The following is a 16,987-nucleotide window of genomic DNA, read 5'->3' as shown; positions in this document are numbered from 1 at the left end:
GGCCGCGCACCGAGATGGTCTTCGAGGGCTCGAGCGCCGCGATCTCCCACACCGGGAAGGTCCGCTCCAACAACCAGGACTCCGGTTACTCCGGGGCCAACCTCTTCGTCGTCGCCGACGGCATGGGCGGGCACGCGGGCGGAGACGTCGCCTCGACCATGGCCGTCTCGCGCATGGAGGCGCTCGACCACATCTACTCGTCGACCGACGACGCGCAGGCCGAGCTGCAGGCAGCGGCCACCACCGCGGCATCCGACCTGGTGCGCGCATCGAAGGAACGCCCCGAGCTCGCCGGCCTCGGCACTACGCTGTGCGCCATCATCATGGTCGACGACCACGCGGTGATCGGCCACATCGGCGACTCGCGCATCTATCTCTACCGCGACGACGTGCTCACGCAGATCACGACCGATCACACGTTCGTGCAGCGCCTGGTCGACTCCGGCCGCATCACGGTCGAAGAGGCCAGATACCACCCGCGTCGCTCGGTGCTCATGCGTGTGCTGAGCGACATGGACATCGCCCCCGACCTCGACATGTTCGTCATGCCGACCCAGCCGGGCGATCGATGGCTGCTGTGCTCGGACGGACTCTCGGGCGTCGTCGACGACGAGCACATCGCGAAGGCCATGCGACTGGGCCTCGCACCCGGCCGCACGGCCGACAACCTGCTCAAGCAGGCCCTCGACGGCGGCGCACCCGACAACGTCACGATCGTGCTGGTCGACGTGGGCGGCGCGCATCCGCTCTCCTCCGGCACGCCGACCATCGTCGGCGCCGCGTCGAACCCGACCGACCTGCCGGTGCCCGCGCCGCGTCCCTCTCTCACCGGCTGGCTGCACCCCGTGCTGCAGGCCGCCAACGAGCCAAGCCACTTCGAGCCCGACTCCGACGACTTCTTCGAGGAGATCATCGAAGAAGACCGCCGTCGCGCTCGGCGCCGCCGGTTCGCCTGGCTCTTCGCCCTGTTCCTCGCGGTGCTCGCGCTCGTCGGAGCCGGCCTGTTCGCCTACAACTGGACGCAGACGCGATACTTCGTGGGCGCCGACGACGACAGCGTCGTCATCTACCGTGGCGTGCAGCAGAGCATCGGGCCGTTCTCGCTCTCGACAGAGGTGAAGGACACGGGCATCCTGCTCGCCGATCTGCAGTCGTACCAGCGCTCGTCGGTCGAGCGCACGATCAACGCCCGCTCGCTCGCCGACGCCGAGGCGATCACCGATCGCCTCGCCAAGATGGTGCTGCCGATCGAGCCCGTGCTGCCGCTGCCGACGCCCACGCCCACCGCATCCGCGACGACGGAGGTGCCGACGCCATGACCGCCGTCTCTGCCGACACCAGCGTGATCAAGGCGCTGAAGAAGATCCGGATGCCGCAGAAGCAGCGCAACCGGGAGTTCTGGCTGCTGCTGTTCGCGCTGCTCATCTCGGGCGCCTCGCTGACCCTCGTGCAGCTGGGGGCGCTCGGCCGCATCGACCCGATGATCCTCGTGATCGGCGGCGGACTCGCGGTGCTGGTCTTCGCGCTGCACGTGGTGCTCAGGGTCGTGGCATCGGACTCCGACCCGTTCGTGCTGCCGATCGCGACCGTGCTCTCGGGCCTCGGCATCGCGATGATCTACCGCATCGACATCGCCCAGGAGAATAGCGGGTGGGCCGCGTACTCGAACAAGCAGCTGGCCTGGACGGCCATCTCGCTGGCGGGCGCGATCGCGATCGTCATAGCCCTGCGCAACTACCGCGTGCTCTACCGGTTCACGTACATCTTCGGTCTCACGGGCATCGTGCTGCTGATCCTGCCCTTCATCCCCGGGCTGCGCGCCCGCGGCGCGAACGCCGACGTCTGGGTGTCTCTCGGCGGCATCTTCTCGTTCCAGCCGGGTGAGCTGGCGAAGATCTGCCTGGCGATCTTCTTCGCCGGCTACCTGGTGCGCACCCGCGAGAGCCTCAGCTCCGTCGGCAAGAAGTTCCTCGGCATCACCTGGCCGCGCATGCGAGAGCTGGGTCCCGTGCTCGTGGTCTGGCTGATCTCGCTGCTGATCATCGTGACGCAGCGCGACCTCGGCACCGGCGTGCTCATCTTCGGCATGTTCATCGCGATGCTCTACGTCGCCACGGGCAAGACCAGCTGGGTGCTCATCGGACTCGCCGGCGTCGCCACGGGTGCCTTCCTCGCGACGCGCATCCTCGCCTACGTGCAGCGCCGGTTCACGAACTGGCTCGACGCGTTCAACCCCGAGATCATCTCGCGCGACGGGGGCAGCTATCAGCTCGTCGAGGGCATCTTCGGCCTCGCGCACGGCGGTCTGATCGGCACCGGGTGGGGCCAGGGGCGCCCGCAGATCACCCCCCTGGCGCACAGCGACTACATCATCCCGAGCCTCGGCGAAGAGCTGGGCATCGTCGGGCTCTTCGCGATCCTCTGCCTGTACATGGTGTTCGTCAGCCGCGGCCTGCGCATCGGCATGGCTGGGCAGGACGACTTCGGCAAGCTGCTGGCCACTGGCCTGTCGTTCACCATCGCGCTGCAGGTGTTCATCATGGTCGGCGGCGTCACGCGAGTGATCCCGCTCACCGGGCTCACGACCCCGTTCCTGGCAGCCGGCGGATCGTCGCTGGTCGCGAACTGGCTGATCGTGGCTCTGCTGCTGCGCATCAGCGACGCGGTTCGACGCCAGCCGAGGGTGGTCATCGGATGAGGATGGTGAGCAGACCATGACGAAAGAGCTGCGCCGACTGAGCTTCGTGATCCTCGCGATGTTCATCTCGCTCTTCGCCGCGACCAGCTGGATCCAGGTGGTCGACGCGGACAACCTCGCCCAGAACCCGGCGAACACGCGGACGCGCCTCGACAGCTACCAGATCCAGCGTGGATCGATCATCGTCGACAACACCGCGATCGCGACGTCCGAGCCCGCCTCCGACCGGTATCAGTACCAGCGCGTCTACACCGATCCCGGGCTGTGGGCGCCGATCACCGGCTACTACAACCCCGCGCTCGACTCGCGCACGGGCATCGAGAAGGCTCTCAACTCCGACCTGTCCGGCACGGGATCGAACGCGTTCTTCGGAGAGATCGAGCGCATCCTCTCCGGCCAGCCGCAGCAGGGACTCAGCGTCGAACTGACGATGGACCCCAAGGCGCAGCGCGCGGCGTACGACGCGCTGCAGGGCCTGCAGGGCGCTGTCGTCGCGATCGAGCCGGCGACGGGCCGGGTGCTGGCGATGGTCTCGACGCCCGGCTTCGACACGAACACGCTCGCCGCACACGATCCTTCGGCGGTCAACGCCGAGCACGACCGGCTCGCGGCAGACCCCAGCAAGCCGCTGTACAACCGCGCCATCGGCGGCAACCTCAACCCGCCCGGATCGACGTTCAAGGTCGTCGTGGCGGCCGCTGCGCTGGCATCCGGCAAATTCACCCTCGATTCCACCTTCCCCAACCCCGCCCGCTACACGCTGCCGGGAACGAGCCAGCAGGTGTCCAACGCCTGGGGAGGGAAGTGCGGCGAGGGCGAGACGGCGACGCTCGCGCAGGCGCTCAAGCTCAGCTGCAACATCCCGATGGCCGAACTCGCGGTCGAGCTCGGCGACAAGAGCATCCGCGAGATGGCCGAGAAGTTCGGCTTCAACACCGAGCTCGAGATCCCGCTCGCCGTCACCCCCTCTGTCTACCCGCAGGGCGACGACGATGCGGGCCTCAGCGACGACGAGACCGCCCTGTCCGGTTTCGGACAGGGCAAGGTCACCTCGACCCCGCTCACCATCGCCATGGTCGCGGCCGGCGTCGCCAACGAGGGAACCGTGATGAAGCCGCGCATGGTCGACAGGGTGATCGGCGACGACTTCGCCGTGCACACCCAGTTCGACGACGAGGTGTTCCAGCAGGCTCTCGACCCTGAGGCCGCTCAGGCGCTGACCAAGGTGCTGGTAGAGGGCGTCGCGTCCGGAGCGGCGACGGGTGCAAGAATAGACGGCGTCGATGTCGCCGGAAAGACAGGCACGGCCGAGAACGGCGGAAAGCCCTACTCGCTGTGGTTCACAGGTTTCGCGCCTGCGGAGGATCCGCAGATCGCGGTGGCAGTCGTCGTCGAAGACGGCGGTGGAAGAGGCAAATCGGGCAGCGGCAACACGATCGCCGCTCCGATTGCCAAGAAGGTCATAGAGGCGGTGCTGGGCAGATGAGGCCGACGCAGGGTGTGTCGTTCGGAGGACGCTACGAGCTGTTGTCGCGGATTGCGATCGGCGGCATGGGCGAGGTGTGGGAGGCGACCGATCACGTCATCGGTCGCACCGTCGCCATCAAGATCCTCAAGGACGAGTACATGGGCGATCCCGGGTTCCTCGAGCGCTTCCGCGCCGAGGCCCGTCACGCCGCTCTCGTCAACCACGAGGGAATCGCCAGCGTGTTCGACTATGGCGAGGAGAACGGCTCGGCCTTCCTCGTCATGGAGCTCGTGCCCGGTGAGGCGCTGTCGACGATCCTCGAGCGCGACGGCGCGCTGAGCGCAGACAAGACGCTCGACATCGTCGCGCAGACCGCCTCGGCGCTGCAGGCCGCGCACGCCGCGGGACTCGTGCATCGCGACATCAAGCCGGGCAACCTGCTCATCACGCCCGACGGCCGCGTGAAGATCACCGACTTCGGCATCGCCCGCATCGCCGATCAGGTGCCGCTCACCGCGACCGGCCAGGTCATGGGCACCGTGCAGTACCTGTCGCCCGAGCAGGCGTCCGGTCACGCGGCATCGCCCGCGACCGACGTCTACTCGCTCGGCATCGTCGCGTACGAGTGCCTGGCAGGCAAGCGCCCGTTCACCGGCGAGTCGCAGGTCGCGATCGCGATGGCGCAGATCAACGAGCAGCCGCCGCCGCTGCCCGACTCGGTGCCTGTGCCGGTGCGCAACCTCGTCATGGCGATGATCGCGAAGAAGCCGGCCGATCGGCCGTCGTCGGCCGCGACCGTCTCTCGGGCGGCGCAGGCGCTGCGTCGCGGTGACCTGAACTCGGCCGCGATCGCTGTTCCGGCGATCGCGGGCGCCGGGGTGGCGGATGCCGACGACGCGACGCGCATCCTGACCGGGATGGGCGGTGAAGACGCCACGCGCATCCTGCCGACCACCGCGCAGCTGCCCGCCGGCGCTGCCGCCGCCGCGGCGACGACGACCGAGCCCGAAGAGCAGAAGAAGCGCAAGCGCAGCCCGTGGACGTGGCCCCTGATCGCGCTCATCGCGCTGCTCGTGCTCGTTCTCGGCGGCACGCTGATCGCCATGCTCAACCAGGACGAGCCGAAGCCTGCAGCCTCGAGCTCGACCCCGCAGAAGCCGAAGCCCGAGAAGACCAGCGCGCAGCCGACCGAGCCCGAGAAGGTCATGGTCGACGTCGACGCGCTGCAGCTGACCGATCGCCCGTGCGCCGACGCTCAGAAGATCCTCGAGGACAACAACCTCACGGGCGTGTGCGAGCAGGGCAACACCGAGGCGTCGTCCGCCGACCGCGAGGGCTGGGTGCAGAGCGTCAGCCCCTCGGGCAACGTCGAAGAGGGCACGACCATCACCCTGACGACCTACAAGGCTCCGGTGAGCATCGCGCAGCCGACCTCGGCGCCGACGATCAGCGGCACGCCGACCACCGGTGCCACGGTCACGCTGAACTGGACGAACTTCGAGTGCCCGTCCGGTGTTCCCGCGCTGAGCTCGTACGACGTGAAGATCACGAACGCCACGTTCGATGACGGCAGCACCGAGCGATCGTTCGAGCGCGGCACGCTGAGCGCCCCGATCACGATCACCGGCGCCCCCGGCGCCACGGTGACCGCGAGCTACGTCGCCTTCTGCGGCAACGACCTCGGTTCGCCGCGGTCGCCGCAGATGGAGCAGCAGATCCAGGCCCTCGAGACCCCCGCTGTGCCTGAGGGCGATGGCGAGGGCACCGAGGGCTCAGCCCCCACCGAGTAATCTGGAAGGCATTGTCGAAGAGATCCGAGGGGGGTCGTCTGTGTCGCCGGAACCGCGCATCATCGCCGGGCGCTACCGCGTCGATGAGGTCATCGGGCAGGGCGGCATGGCCAAGGTCCACCGAGGCTACGACCTGACGCTGGGGCGCGAGGTCGCCATCAAGATCCTCGACCCCGAGCTCGCCCGCGACACCGCGTTCCGCACGCGCTTCCGTCTCGAGGCGCAGGCGGCTTCACGCATGGCCCATCCGTCGATCGTGCGCGTCTTCGACGCCGGCGATCCGTCGACGGGCGCGGGCCGGCCAGGATCGACCAGCCCCGACGGGTCAGAGCACTCCGAGCCCTACATCGTCATGGAGCTCGTGCAGGGCACCCTGCTGAAGGACATCATCGCGAAGGGCCCGCTGCCCGTCGCCGACGCGATCCGCTACGCAGACGGCATTCTCGAGGCCCTCGAGTACTCGCATCGCGCCGGTGTCGTGCACCGCGACATCAAACCGGGCAATGTGATGATCACCGACAAGGGCGCCGTGAAAGTGATGGACTTCGGCATCGCCCGTGCGGTGTCGGACTCGTCGTCCACGGTCGCCGAGACGACGCAGATCATCGGCACCGCCGCGTACTTCTCACCGGAGCAGGCCAAGGGCGAGGCGGTCGACGCCCGCACCGACCTGTACTCGGCGGGTGTCGTGCTGTACGAGATGCTCTCGGGTCGCCAGCCGTTCCGCGGCGATTCCCCGGTCGCGGTCGCGTACCAGCACGTCAGCGAGACGCCGATGCCGTTGACCGAGGTCGACGATCAGCTGCCCCGGTCGCTGGATGCCATCGTGCTGCGGGCCATGGCGAAGGACCCCTATCAGCGGTTCCCCGATGCCGGATCGTTCCGTCTCGCGCTGAAGGGCGTCTCGCAGGGTCAGACTCCCAGCAAGAAGGACATCGGCGCGCTCACGAGCGAGCTGTACGGCCCCAACCCTCGGCAGGCGCAGGAGACCGCTCGGTCGCTGCGCCAGCTGAGCACCGACACGACCATGACCCGCACTCAGTCCGGCCCGCCCGTGGCCTGGATCTGGGCCGGGGTGGCGCTGCTCGCGGTGCTGCTGATCTCGGTGCTCATCTGGGTCATCACCCTCACCATGCGACCGAACGACGTCCCGACGACCTCGGTCGCGGTACCGAACCTCGTGAACCTCACCTCTGATGAGGCCGAGGAGGTGCTGGAGGCGAAGGGACTCGTCCCGGACATGCGCGACGAGGCGAGCACGGAGTTCGAAGAGGATCATGTGATCCGCTCCTCGCCGACGACGGGCGCGAAGCTCACCGAGGGCACTTCGGTGATCGTGTACGTCTCGACCGGCGCCGACACGATCGAGATGCCCGTGGTCGAGGGCCTCTCTCAGGACGCCGCCAAGCAGGTGCTCGCCGACGCGAACCTCAAGCTCGGCACGGTGCGCCCTCAGAACGACAAGGACGCCCAGGCCGGAACGGTGCTCAGCGCCAGCGAGCCGGCCGGCACTCAGGTGGCTCCGGGAACGGTCGTCGATCTCGTGGTCGCGAACGGCCTGGTCACCCTCGAGGACATGACCGGCTTCTCGATGGAGGCAGCCACCGGTCAGCTCGAGAAGCTGGGGCTCGAGGCCAAACCCGTCGAGCTGGGCCCGTGCGCCGACGGGCAGATCCCCGACGTCGTGGCCTCGATGTCGCTGTCGCCCGGCGAGGTGGCGATCCACTCCACCGTCGAGCTGCGCTACTGCGTGAAGCCGGCCGAGTGACGCCGCGATACTGACGCGAGCCAGTTGGCGAGCATCCGGTGGCCGCTCTCGGTGAGCACGCTCTCGGGGTGGAACTGCACCCCGGCGATCGGCAGGCTCTCGTGCTCGACCGCCATGATGGTGCCGTGCTCGGCTCGGGCGGTCACTCGCAGCACCGCCGGCAGGGCGGTGCCGTCGAGCGCGAGCGAGTGGTAGCGCCCGGCGGCGAACGGCGACGGGATGCCCTCGAAGAGCGTCGACGAGTCGTGGGTCACCTGCGAGACCATGCCGTGCATCAGCTCGGGCGCTCCGCTGACCACACCGCCGAACGCCTCGCCGATCGCCTGGTGGCCGAGGCACACGCCGAGAAGAGGCGTGCCCGTCTCGGCCGCCAGGTGCACGACGGCGATCGATGCGCCCGCGTCACCCGGGGCACCGGGGCCGGGTGAGATCATCACGGCGTCGAACTCCTGCAGCAGCGTGAGCCAGTGACGGCGCACGGCAGCATCCGCAGCATCTCCTGCGACGTCCGCCTCGACCATCACCACCTCGGCGCCGAGTTCGCGCAGATAGCCGATCAGCGTGTGCACGAAGCTGTCGTGATTGTCGACCACGAGAACGCGCACGCTCACTGCAGGTCGACCTCTCCGGGGGTGATCAGCGGGCTGATCCACGGGAAGACGTAGAAGAACAGCGCATAGAGCACAGCGCTCACCAGGGCGAGCACGATCAGCAGTCGCACCCACCACGGGCCGGGCAGCAGGCGCCAGAGAGCGGCGTACATCAGCGGGCTCCTTCGGCTGAGGGTGCCGCCTCGTCGACCGGTGCCAGCGAGGCGGGCGGTCCTTCGGCGCGGGGCTGGAAGCTCTCGAAGACACCGTAGGCGACGATCCGCTCGGCGAGCGAGTACAGCGGCGAGCAGGCGGTGAGGGTGATGAAGCGATCGCGAGCCGGCGCGTCGGGCATCTGGGGCACGTCGAGCAGCACGTCGCCGGCCGACGGCTTCACGTACTGCAGGTTGCGGAAGCGGTAGGTGTACCAGCCGAGCTCGGTCTCTATGACGATCGCGTCGTTCAGGCGCAGCTTGTCGATGCGGTTGAACGGCTTGCCCCAGGTGGTGCGGTGACCGGCGAGCGAGAAGTTGCCGATCTGGCCGGGCATCTTCGACTGGGTGTACATGCCGATCCCGATGCGGTCGAGGGTGCGCTCGCGGGTGGTGCCGCCGGCGATGTGCACGTTGTAGTCGTCACCGAAGCGGGGGATGCGCATGTTCGCGAAGATCTCGGCATCCACGGGACGCGGCAGCAGCGGCGGCTCGTAAACGGTCTCATCGCCCTTCTGGACGGCCGGCGGGGGCTGCGGCGGGGGTTGCTCGGCCCACTGCTGTGACAGCTCGGCGCCCCTGGCGTTGTTCTCTGCGCCGATGATGAGGTCGCCTATCCACATCTGCCAGGCGACGAACAGCAGCACGATGACGCCGGCGGTGAGCAGCAGCTCGCCGAGCACGCTGCCGACGGTCACGCGCGAGCGGCGGGGCCTGTCTGGCCGCGGTCGCGACGCCGGGGGAGTCGCGACCGCATGCATGTGGGGAAGTCTATTCGCCCGGCTAGAATGATGCGCATGGCACGTGACCGCAATCCCGAAGAGCCCACCGTCGAGCGTCCCGAGGGCGAGTCCGCCCCGAACGCCGTGTGGTTCAAGCCCGTCATGGTGGGCTTCATGCTGCTGGGTCTCGCGTGGATCCTCGTGTACTACATCTCCGGCTCGCGCCTGCCGATCCCCGGCCTGGATTCGTGGAACCTCGGCATCGGTCTGGGGATCGCGCTGATCGGCTTCCTCATGACGACTCGCTGGCGCTGACACGCACCGCCATGCACGCGCCCTTCCACTTCGGTGGGAGGGCATTCGTCTTTCCCCAGAGGGTTGTTAACAACCCTGTCCACCTGTGAATAACACCCGTGTAATTCTCCCCACATGTGGAGATACCTGTGGATAACTTTGGGGAAATGCTGTGCAGATCCCTGTGCATGACCTGTGCACGACGTGTGCACAACTCACGGTCGAGGGTCAGAGCGTGCCGCGGATGACCACCGGAGAGACCAGGAAGGCGAGTGCCAGGAGCGCGATCACCAGGCCTGCGAGAAGCAGGATCTGCACCACGCGCTGCGAGTGTTTGCGGGTGCGGGCGAATATCAGCCCGATCAGCGCGCCCACGGCGGCACCGCCGATGTGCGCCTGCCAGGCGATGTTGAGCGTCTGGATGAAGCCGATCGCGAGGTTGATCGCGAGGATCACCAGGATGCCCCGGATGTTGGCGCCGATGTGCCGGCCGATGACGAGCAGGGCGCCCATCAGGGCGAAAACGCCGCCGGAGGCGCCGACCGTGGCTGCGCCCGGATCGAGCACGGCCATGGCGACCGAGCCGCCGAGTCCGCCGATCAGGTAGAGGGCGACGAAGCGCCAGCGGCCCAGAAGCGGTTCGAGGCTGCGGCCGATCATCCAGAGGGCGAGCATGTTCAGCGCGAAGTGCATGATGCCCGAGTGCACGAGCATGGCCGTGAGCAGCCGCCACGGCTGGAACGTGAAGCCGCCCGCGAACATGTCGGGGAACAGGTAGGGCGTTGCGAACAGCAGCGTGCGATCGACGATCGGGCCCAGCAGCACCTGCAGCACACCCACAACGGCGGTGATGCCGATGATCGTGTAGGTGGCGATCGGCTGCGATGACCCGTTGCCCGCGCTCCAGACGCGGTTCGCACGACGCTGCGCCGGCGTCTGAGCCTTGCGGTCGGCCTTCATGCACTCGGGGCAGATGACGCCGACGGGCGCCTGCGTCTGGCAGTCGGCGCAGATGGTGCGCGTGCAGCGCTGGCAGAGCACGAAGCTCTGCCGATCCGGATGCCGGTAGCAGAAGTTCTCGCGGTTGCGCGTGAAATCAGGAGAGGTCATCCGGATCGGCTCGAGCTGTCGCGATCAGGCGGGGACGACGTCGACCGAGTGCAGCACGACGTCCTCGACGGGACGGTCCTGGGCACCCGTGCGCACGGCGGCGATCTCGTCGACGACGGCCTTCGAGGCGTCATCTGCGACCACGCCGAAGATGGTGTGCTTGCCCATCAGCCACGGAGTCGGGTCGGTGGTGATGAAGAACTGCGAGCCATTGGTGCCCTCGGGCTGGCCGGTGATGGCGTTGCGGCGCAGACCGGCGTTCGCCATCGCGAGCACGTACGGGTCGTTGAAGTTCAGCTCAGGGTGGATCTCGTCGTTGAAGTTGTAGCCGGGTCCGCCGATGCCCTGACCGAGCGGGTCGCCGCCCTGGATCATGAAGTTCGGGATGATGCGGTGGAAGATGACGTCCTTGTAGAGGGGACCCTCGCCCGGCTTGCCGGTGGCGGGGTGCGTCCACTCCTTCGATCCGTCGGCGAGCCCGACGAAGTTGGCGACCGTGTTCGGGGCGTGGTCGCCGAACAGGTTGATGACGATGTCACCGTGGTTGGTGTGCAGGGTTGCGACGTGAGATGCGTGAGGCATGGCTCCATTCTCGCAGAGGGGTCCTGTGCGGGCGCGGCGTATTGTCTCCTTTCCACGGTCGTGCCGCCAGACTCTGCTCGTATTCAGTCTGTTGTGGTTGGATGAGTGGCGGAACGGACAGTGAACCGACCGACGGGAGAGCAACGTGAATCTCAGCCGCAAGCGCAAGAAGGAACTGCGTCAGCTTCAGCAGGACGCAGGACGACTCTGGGAGTCGCAGCAGGTCCTCGTCGGGAACGCTGCCGACATCGCGCGTGAGGCCGGCCGCCAGCTCGGCAACTTCAACCGCGAGCAGGTCCTGCCCACCGTGCACGACTCGTACGAGCGCCACGTGGCGCCGACGGTCGACCGCAGTGTGAAGTTCGGCAAGCACGTCGTCGACGAGCGCGTCGTGCCGATCGTCGGCGGCGTCGTCGGCACCGCCCTGACGGCGTGGGATGTTGCGAACAAGAAGCGCCACGACCTCGGCTTCGGACCGCGTCACGTCGCACCCCCCAAGAAGAGCATGGGCATCGGCTCGATCGTCGCCATCGTGCTCGGTGCCGCCGCGGCGATCGGCGTGGTGGCCGCCGCCTGGCAGGCGCTGCGCGCGGATGACGAGCTCTGGGTCGCAGACGACCCGCTGTCTCCCCCCAACGCATGACCGAGGCCGACCCGCATCAGCGGGTTCGCGCCGCTGCGGCCGCCCGCGGACTCGAGATCGAGATCCGCGAGCGGCCGCAGGCACGCAGTCTGCCCGAGGCAGCCGCCCTGCTCGGCCTCCAGCCGTCCGACATCGTGAAGACGCTCGTCGTGAAGCGGTCCGACGACACCTACCTCTTCGCTCTCGTGCCGGGCGGCCGCTCGATCTCGTGGCCGAAGCTGCGCGCCGTCGTCGGAGTGAACAAGCTGCGCCTCCCTGAGCCCGAACTCGCCCTCGCCGCCACGGGCTACGAGCGAGGAACCATCGTGCCGATCGGCAGCACCACCGACTGGCCGGTTTACGCCGACGAGACGATCGTGGGGCGGCGCATCGCCATGGGAGCAGGCGCGCATGGCTTCAGCCTGTTCACCGACGCCGATGACCTCATCCGCGCATACAGCGCCACGGTCGCCGACATCTCGCAGCCCGAAGAGCCCCGCGACTGACGGATGCCCTGATCCGGGCATCCGGAGTCCTCAGCGCGACAGCAGCCCCGCCATCCGCAGGCCGATGTCGACCAGCTTCACCCGCTGCAGCGCGGCCACCTCATCGAGCGTGAACCACGCCGCCATGTCGGTCGACCCGTTCTTCTCGAAACGCAGCTCTCCGCCGGTGATCTCGGCGCGGTAGACGATCCGCAGAGTGTGCAGCGGCATGCTGTTCTCGTTGCGTCGCACCCGGCGCGACGCGGGGATCACGCGGGAGTGGATGCCCAGGAGCGCCGTCGTCTCGATCTGGAACCCGGTCTCCTCGCGAAGCTCGCGGCGCACAGCGAGCTCGGGATCCTCACCATGCTCGAGGCCGCCTCCCGGCAGTGTCCAGGCCACTCGACGCCCTTCGACCCACCGAGCCAGCAGCACTCGTCCGTCGTCGTCGGTGACGATGCCGTAAGCGGCGACGCGCAGGTCCATGGGTTCACAGTAGCCGCGGCACTCGCGCGGCGGCGAGCGTCAGGCCGATTCGAGCGGTTCGATGTGCTCTTCCGTGAGCAGGATCCCGCCACTCGTGTTGGCGGAGTTCGACAGCTCATTCAGCCACTGCTGACTCAGCTCAGGGGGGATCGGCTCGTCGAAGATGAAGCGCAGGGGAATCGAGGGATGCAGCCAGAGGGTCGATCGGCCCGAGGCATCCGGGTGCCGCCACGACAGGGTGAAGCTCTCGTTCCGACGCAGCTTGACGGCGATCACGACTTTGAGGTGCGCGAGCGTCCGATCGTCGACCTCGATCGGGTCGGGGGAGTTGCCGTAGTAGATGAATCCCATTTGTCTTCACCGTACGAGGGCGCGGTGCACGCCGCATCTTTGTTGCGGTGAATGGACGAGGGGCGCAAGGCGTCTTCGTTCCCTGGATGGCGGAGCGGCTCAGGCGCCCTCGAGCGTCTCCTTCGCGCTGCGACCGTACGTCTGCCGGTACAGGGCGTTGAAGCGCGACGAGTTGCCGAAGCCCCAGCGCCGGGCGATCTGAGCCACCGATTCGTCATTGGCGGCGTTGCGCAGGTCGCGATGCGCGCCGTCGAGTCGCACGCGACGCAGATACTCGGTGGGGGTCGTGTCGATGCTTCGGCGGAAGGCGTACTGCAGGCCTCGCGTCGAGATGTGCACCGCCTCGGCCACGTCGTCGACAGTGATCGGCAGATGCGCGTTGTCGTCGATGTACGCCAGTGCCCTGCTCACGGTGGCGCCGCTCTCGCCAGCGCCGTCACGGACGATCGCCGATCCGAAGGTCGACGGGAAGCAGCTGAGCACGACGGTCAGCGCGTGCCGTGCGAGACCCGCCTCGATCAGCTCGTCGCCGTCGACCGACATGGCCGAGGCGAGCAGGTAGTCGAATGCCCGCACCCAGTGGCGCGCGGCAGCATCGGAGCGGGGGTGCACGGAGGTCAGTCGCAGCGAGAGCAGGTCGTCACCCGTGATGCGGCGTGCGAGCTCCTGAGCCCGCACCCGGTCGAAGATGAGCGCAGAGACCTCTGCGGTGCCGTTCCACTCGGCCTCGACCTGCGCACTGTCGGTGGCCCAGGGCATCCCGGGTTCGATGATCGACCGGCGGCTGCGCAGCACGCCGTCGGCGGTCACCAGCCGGCACGCGAACAGCTGATCCTCGGGCTGCACGCGCGAGTGCACTTCGGCGGTCAGCGAGTACCGCACGATCGACATGTCGCAGAGGGTGGCCGACCGCCAGCGGAACGCGAAGTCGTCAGGGTCTATGCGCAGCAGCGACGCCGAGGGCACGAACGTCTTCCAGATGTCCTCGACATCGGAGACATCGTCGGAGTCCATCCGCACAATATCCGCCACAGAACCTCCTGGGCACAAGGGTGATCGGGTATGGCGCACCGACCAGAATATCCGTCGAGAGGGCACTCGGGCCACTGCGCGCAGTGGTCAGGAATCAAGAAGCACGTGGTCTCGCGCCGGTTCTATCGTGGAGACACATCACGAGGAGGAGATCATGTCGAAGACGGAGCAGACGGCGAACTTCACCGATGCCGAACGCGAAGCGATGAAGGCGCGTGCCAGCGAGGGCAGGGCCGCGCGTTCACGCGCGAAGAAGGACCCCGCGCACGTGCGGGCCGAGGGCGAGGCCGAGGTGCGGGCGAAGCTGGCTGACATGCCCGACGACGACCGCGAGCTCGGCGAGCGCCTGCACGCCATGGTGGCCGAGGTCGCCCCGCATCTCGTGCCGAAGACCTACTACGGCATGCCGGCGTACGCGAACGAAGCGGGCAAGGTGGTCTGCTTCTACAAGCCCCGCTCGAAGTTCAAGGTGCGCTATTCGACGTTCGAATTCGACCAGGCCGCCAAGCTCGACGACGGCGCCGTCTGGCCCACCGCCTACGCGGTCACCGCTCTGGGCGACGACGAGATCGCCTTCCTCGCCGAGCGGGTGCGGCTCGCGGCCTCCTGAACCCGGATCAGCCCTCCAGCTCGGCGAGCGCCTTCTCGAGGCGTCCGACGGCGGCATCCACGTCTCCCAGCTTGTCGAGGCCGAACAGCCCGACGCGGAAGCTCGAGAAGCCGTCGGGCTCGTCGCAGTGCAGGGGCACGCCGGCGGCGACCTGCAGGCCGTGCGCCTTGAAGGCCGCGCCGCTGCGCAGGTCGGGGTCGGTGGTGTGCACGACGACGACCGTGGGCGAGGCGAAGCCGGGCGCGGCTACCGAGGGCAACCCGTGCTCGGCGAGCAGGGCGCGCACACGGGTGCCGAGTTCGATCTGCGCCGCGCGCAGCGCCTCGAATCCGCGCTCGCGCGTGTCGATCATCTGCTGAAGGTTCCGCGCGATCGTGTCGGTCGGCATCGTCGAGTGGTAACCGGCGGCGCCGTCGCGGTAGCCGTCGGAGATCGAGAGCCAGCGGCTCAGGTCGAGGGCGAAGCTCGTCGCGGTGCCGGATGCCACGGCATCCCGTCCCCTTCCGCTGAGCATCACGTAGCCGACACCGGGCGATCCGCTCCAGCCCTTCTGCGGGGCCGAGAGCAGCACGTCCACGCCGAGGGCGCCCATGTCAACCCACATCGCGCCGGAGGCGATGCAGTCGAGCACGAGCACGCCGCCGACCTCGTGCACGGCGTCGGCGAGCGCGCGGACGTAGTCGTCTGTGAGGATGATGCCCGCCGCGGTCTCGACGTGCGGCGCGAAGACGACTTCGGGACGCTTCGCCCGGATCGCGGCGACGACCTCGTCGATCGGTGCAGGGCTCCATGCCGCCTGCACGTCGTCGCTGTCGGGGCGGGCGAGGCAGACGGTGACGTCGGACGCGACGTCGCCCATCTCGAGGATCTGCGACCAGCGGTACGAGAACAGTCCGTTGCGCACGATCAGCGTGCGCTTGCCTGTGGCGAGGTGACGGGCGACCGATTCCATCGCGAAGCTGCCGCCGCCGTTGACGAGTGCGGCGCTGTCGGCGTTGTACGCCTCGCAGAGGATATCGATCGTCTGCTGCATGATGCCGATGAACCTCTTCGACATGTGGTTCAGCGATCGGTCTGTGAACACGACCGAGTACTCGAGCAGTCCGTCGGGATCGATGTCAGCGTGCGGCAGAGTCATGTCTCCAGCCTGGCATCCGCACCTGTGCGAGCGACAGACCTTCCGCCCTGCGAAGGGGAACAGAAAAGCCCCGACCGAGTCGGGGCTTTCATCTGTGGAGCCTAGGAGATTCGAACTCCTGACATCCTGCTTGCAAAGCAGGCGCTCTACCAACTGAGCTAAGGCCCCCGAGCGGCGCGAACACCGCGGCTTCAATGATACATGCCGTGAGCTGGCGGACAGTAGTCGGGCACCGGGCACCCCGTGCCCGCGCGTGTCGTCGTGCGCCGGTCAACCCGGACGGCACCGGTCAAGTCCCTTCCGACGCACGACTGCCAATCGGATGCTGATGGCATGGGCGCGGAGAAGGCAGAACCGGAGAAGACGGCCGACGGCCACCACATCGTCGTCGATGGGCGGCGCTGGCGGGCCACCGACCCGACGATCCCCGAGACGTTCCGGCAGGAGCTGGTCGACGAGCTGATGTCGGCGCGGCGCGCGGTGAAGGCGGGGGAGAGCGATGCCAGGCAGCGAGTCGGCGATGCGAAGACCGCCCTGGGCGAGCGCGGTGCGCCGTGGTGGGACGAGCGGTCGGGAACAGAGTTCGATGAGCGGATCGCCTCCGCGGTGCGCGCTCTGGTGCGCAAGCGACGGGAATCGTCGATCTGCCCGAGCGATGTCGCCCGCACCGTGGGGGCCGAGTCGTGGCGAGCGATCATGGACGATGTGCGTCGCGTCACGGCTCACCTCGCCGACCAGGGGCAGGTGATCGTCACCCAGAAGGGTCAGCCGGTGCAGCTGCGGGATGCCCGCGCGCCCGTGCGCATCGTGCGTGGACCCGAGCTCTAGCTCGCTCCGAGAGACGCGAAGAAGGCCCCGCCGGAGCGGGGCCTTCTTCGTTGTCGGAGTGGGGCTACCAGGACTTGAACCTGGGACCTCTTCATTATCAGTGAAGCGCTCTAACCGCCTGAGCTATAGCCCCGTCAACCTCCAAGACTTTACCGGATGATCGAGGGGAAAAGCGAATCGAGCGCAGCCCGCAGCGCAGGC

Annotated in this window: 19 protein-coding genes and 2 tRNA genes; 10 read left to right on the top strand and 11 right to left on the bottom strand. The window is 68.0% G+C overall.

Annotated features, from left to right (window positions below; translation table 11 throughout):
* Positions 1-14: 14 nt before the first annotated feature.
* The 5 genes from JOE67_RS08470 to pknB are packed head-to-tail and all read left to right on the top strand — an operon-like array spanning position 15 to position 7,724.
* Positions 15-1,319, top strand: a complete 1,305-nt coding sequence (locus JOE67_RS08470) for a PP2C family protein-serine/threonine phosphatase (RefSeq protein ID WP_204975046.1) — start codon at positions 15-17, stop codon at positions 1,317-1,319.
* On the top strand, positions 1,316-2,698 hold the full coding sequence (locus JOE67_RS08465) for an FtsW/RodA/SpoVE family cell cycle protein (RefSeq protein WP_204975045.1): 1,383 nt from the start codon (positions 1,316-1,318) through the stop codon (positions 2,696-2,698). Before JOE67_RS08470 ends, JOE67_RS08465 begins: the two co-directional genes overlap by 4 nt.
* 16 nt (positions 2,699-2,714) lie before the next feature.
* Positions 2,715-4,184 carry a peptidoglycan D,D-transpeptidase FtsI family protein gene (locus tag JOE67_RS08460; protein ID WP_204975044.1) on the top strand — a complete coding sequence of 490 codons (1,470 nt, stop codon included), beginning with the start codon at positions 2,715-2,717 and terminating at the stop codon, positions 4,182-4,184.
* Positions 4,181-5,956 (top strand): protein kinase domain-containing protein, encoded by a 1,776-nt coding sequence (locus tag JOE67_RS08455; RefSeq protein WP_204975043.1) that lies wholly within the window; start codon positions 4,181-4,183, stop codon positions 5,954-5,956. The genes JOE67_RS08460 and JOE67_RS08455 overlap by 4 nt, the downstream gene beginning before the upstream one ends.
* Positions 5,957-5,996: 40 nt before the next feature.
* Entirely contained in the window at positions 5,997-7,724 is a 1,728-nt protein-coding gene (pknB, locus tag JOE67_RS08450; protein ID WP_338041540.1) for a Stk1 family PASTA domain-containing Ser/Thr kinase, read from the top strand.
* Here pknB and JOE67_RS08445 read toward each other — a convergent pair.
* Genes JOE67_RS08445 through JOE67_RS08435 form a run of 3 tightly spaced genes read right to left on the bottom strand, consistent with a single transcriptional unit; the run spans position 7,700 to position 9,287 of the window.
* Positions 7,700-8,335 carry an anthranilate synthase component II gene (locus tag JOE67_RS08445; RefSeq protein ID WP_338041539.1) on the bottom strand — a complete coding sequence of 212 codons (636 nt, stop codon included), beginning with the start codon at positions 8,333-8,335 and terminating at the stop codon, positions 7,700-7,702. The genes pknB and JOE67_RS08445 overlap by 25 nt on opposite strands.
* Positions 8,332-8,487, bottom strand: coding sequence for a hypothetical protein (locus JOE67_RS08440; RefSeq protein WP_204975041.1), 156 nt, complete (start codon positions 8,485-8,487; stop codon positions 8,332-8,334). The genes JOE67_RS08445 and JOE67_RS08440 overlap by 4 nt, the downstream gene beginning before the upstream one ends.
* Positions 8,487-9,287 carry a class E sortase gene (locus JOE67_RS08435; protein WP_204975040.1) on the bottom strand — a complete coding sequence of 267 codons (801 nt, stop codon included), beginning with the start codon at positions 9,285-9,287 and terminating at the stop codon, positions 8,487-8,489. Before JOE67_RS08435 ends, JOE67_RS08440 begins: the two co-directional genes overlap by 1 nt.
* A 36-nt stretch (positions 9,288-9,323) precedes the next feature.
* On the opposite strand from JOE67_RS08435, the gene JOE67_RS08430 reads away from it, so the two are divergent.
* A complete protein-coding gene (locus tag JOE67_RS08430; RefSeq protein ID WP_204975038.1) occupies positions 9,324-9,563 on the top strand; it encodes a cell division protein CrgA in 240 nt (79 codons plus the stop codon).
* Between the two features lie 207 nt (positions 9,564-9,770).
* On the opposite strand, the gene JOE67_RS08425 is transcribed toward JOE67_RS08430, so the two are convergent.
* On the bottom strand, positions 9,771-10,652 hold the full coding sequence (locus JOE67_RS08425) for a rhomboid family intramembrane serine protease (RefSeq protein WP_204975036.1): 882 nt from the start codon (positions 10,650-10,652) through the stop codon (positions 9,771-9,773).
* 24 nt (positions 10,653-10,676) lie between these two features.
* Positions 10,677-11,234, bottom strand: coding sequence for a peptidylprolyl isomerase (locus tag JOE67_RS08420; protein ID WP_204975034.1), 558 nt, complete (start codon positions 11,232-11,234; stop codon positions 10,677-10,679).
* A 145-nt stretch (positions 11,235-11,379) separates the two neighbouring features.
* On the opposite strand from JOE67_RS08420, the gene JOE67_RS08415 reads away from it, so the two are divergent.
* Positions 11,380-11,877, top strand: a complete 498-nt coding sequence (locus JOE67_RS08415) for a DNA helicase (protein ID WP_204975032.1) — start codon at positions 11,380-11,382, stop codon at positions 11,875-11,877.
* A complete protein-coding gene (locus tag JOE67_RS08410; protein ID WP_204975030.1) occupies positions 11,874-12,362 on the top strand; it encodes an aminoacyl-tRNA deacylase in 489 nt (162 codons plus the stop codon). The genes JOE67_RS08415 and JOE67_RS08410 overlap by 4 nt, the downstream gene beginning before the upstream one ends.
* 30 nt (positions 12,363-12,392) lie before the next feature.
* Here JOE67_RS08410 and JOE67_RS08405 read toward each other — a convergent pair whose 3' ends face one another.
* The 3 genes from JOE67_RS08405 to JOE67_RS08395 all read right to left on the bottom strand — a co-directional run bounded on the left by JOE67_RS08405 (position 12,393) and on the right by JOE67_RS08395 (position 14,192).
* Positions 12,393-12,827 (bottom strand): NUDIX hydrolase, encoded by a 435-nt coding sequence (locus JOE67_RS08405; RefSeq protein WP_204975028.1) that lies wholly within the window; start codon positions 12,825-12,827, stop codon positions 12,393-12,395.
* Positions 12,828-12,866: 39 nt separating this feature from the next.
* Complete coding sequence (locus JOE67_RS08400) at positions 12,867-13,178, bottom strand: DUF7882 family protein (RefSeq protein WP_204975027.1); 312 nt, start codon at positions 13,176-13,178, stop codon at positions 12,867-12,869.
* A 99-nt stretch (positions 13,179-13,277) separates the two neighbouring features.
* A complete protein-coding gene (locus JOE67_RS08395; RefSeq protein WP_239528051.1) occupies positions 13,278-14,192 on the bottom strand; it encodes an AraC family transcriptional regulator in 915 nt (304 codons plus the stop codon).
* A gap of 172 nt (positions 14,193-14,364) precedes the next feature.
* On the opposite strand from JOE67_RS08395, the gene JOE67_RS08390 reads away from it, so the two are divergent.
* Positions 14,365-14,820 carry a hypothetical protein gene (locus JOE67_RS08390; protein WP_204975025.1) on the top strand — a complete coding sequence of 152 codons (456 nt, stop codon included), beginning with the start codon at positions 14,365-14,367 and terminating at the stop codon, positions 14,818-14,820.
* A 7-nt stretch (positions 14,821-14,827) separates the two neighbouring features.
* Here the strand turns inward: JOE67_RS08390 and JOE67_RS08385 are convergent, their stop codons facing one another.
* The gene (locus JOE67_RS08385; protein WP_204975023.1) at positions 14,828-15,958 is read right to left on the bottom strand and encodes a pyridoxal-phosphate-dependent aminotransferase family protein; all 1,131 of its coding nucleotides are present in this window, start codon (positions 15,956-15,958) and stop codon (positions 14,828-14,830) included.
* Between the two features lie 95 nt (positions 15,959-16,053).
* Positions 16,054-16,126: transfer RNA gene (locus JOE67_RS08380), tRNA-Ala, on the bottom strand.
* Between the two features lie 165 nt (positions 16,127-16,291).
* Between JOE67_RS08380 and JOE67_RS08375 the strand changes: the two genes are divergently transcribed.
* A complete protein-coding gene (locus JOE67_RS08375; protein ID WP_204975021.1) occupies positions 16,292-16,786 on the top strand; it encodes a DUF3253 domain-containing protein in 495 nt (164 codons plus the stop codon).
* 59 nt (positions 16,787-16,845) lie between these two features.
* Here JOE67_RS08375 and JOE67_RS08370 read toward each other — a convergent pair.
* Positions 16,846-16,919, bottom strand: a tRNA-Ile gene (locus JOE67_RS08370).
* Positions 16,920-16,987: the final 68 nt, after the last annotated feature.

It is taken from the genome of Microbacterium esteraromaticum, assembly GCF_016907315.1.
Taxonomy (GTDB): domain Bacteria; phylum Actinomycetota; class Actinomycetes; order Actinomycetales; family Microbacteriaceae; genus Microbacterium; species Microbacterium esteraromaticum.
This window is presented reverse-complemented; position numbering and strand designations above follow the sequence as displayed.

Excerpts from the sequence above, each read along its gene's own strand:
- JOE67_RS08395 (WP_239528051.1), bottom strand. The coding sequence starts at position 14,192 with ATGGACTCCGACGATGTCTCCGATGTCGAGGACATCTGGAAGACGTTC.
- JOE67_RS08460 (WP_204975044.1), top strand. The coding sequence starts at position 2,715 with ATGACGAAAGAGCTGCGCCGACTGAGCTTCGTGATCCTCGCGATGTTC.
- JOE67_RS08455 (WP_204975043.1), top strand. The coding sequence starts at position 4,181 with ATGAGGCCGACGCAGGGTGTGTCGTTCGGAGGACGCTACGAGCTGTTG.
- JOE67_RS08420 (WP_204975034.1), bottom strand. The coding sequence starts at position 11,234 with ATGCCTCACGCATCTCACGTCGCAACCCTGCACACCAACCACGGTGAC.
- JOE67_RS08425 (WP_204975036.1), bottom strand. The coding sequence starts at position 10,652 with ATGACCTCTCCTGATTTCACGCGCAACCGCGAGAACTTCTGCTACCGG.
- JOE67_RS08390 (WP_204975025.1), top strand. The coding sequence starts at position 14,365 with ATGTCGAAGACGGAGCAGACGGCGAACTTCACCGATGCCGAACGCGAA.
- JOE67_RS08440 (WP_204975041.1), bottom strand. The coding sequence starts at position 8,487 with ATGTACGCCGCTCTCTGGCGCCTGCTGCCCGGCCCGTGGTGGGTGCGA.
- JOE67_RS08385 (WP_204975023.1), bottom strand. The coding sequence starts at position 15,958 with ATGACTCTGCCGCACGCTGACATCGATCCCGACGGACTGCTCGAGTAC.
- JOE67_RS08435 (WP_204975040.1), bottom strand. The coding sequence starts at position 9,287 with ATGCATGCGGTCGCGACTCCCCCGGCGTCGCGACCGCGGCCAGACAGG.
- JOE67_RS08465 (WP_204975045.1), top strand. The coding sequence starts at position 1,316 with ATGACCGCCGTCTCTGCCGACACCAGCGTGATCAAGGCGCTGAAGAAG.
- JOE67_RS08405 (WP_204975028.1), bottom strand. The coding sequence starts at position 12,827 with ATGGACCTGCGCGTCGCCGCTTACGGCATCGTCACCGACGACGACGGA.
- JOE67_RS08470 (WP_204975046.1), top strand. The coding sequence starts at position 15 with ATGGTCTTCGAGGGCTCGAGCGCCGCGATCTCCCACACCGGGAAGGTC.
- JOE67_RS08410 (WP_204975030.1), top strand. The coding sequence starts at position 11,874 with ATGACCGAGGCCGACCCGCATCAGCGGGTTCGCGCCGCTGCGGCCGCC.
- JOE67_RS08430 (WP_204975038.1), top strand. The coding sequence starts at position 9,324 with ATGGCACGTGACCGCAATCCCGAAGAGCCCACCGTCGAGCGTCCCGAG.
- JOE67_RS08400 (WP_204975027.1), bottom strand. The coding sequence starts at position 13,178 with ATGGGATTCATCTACTACGGCAACTCCCCCGACCCGATCGAGGTCGAC.
- JOE67_RS08375 (WP_204975021.1), top strand. The coding sequence starts at position 16,292 with ATGGGCGCGGAGAAGGCAGAACCGGAGAAGACGGCCGACGGCCACCAC.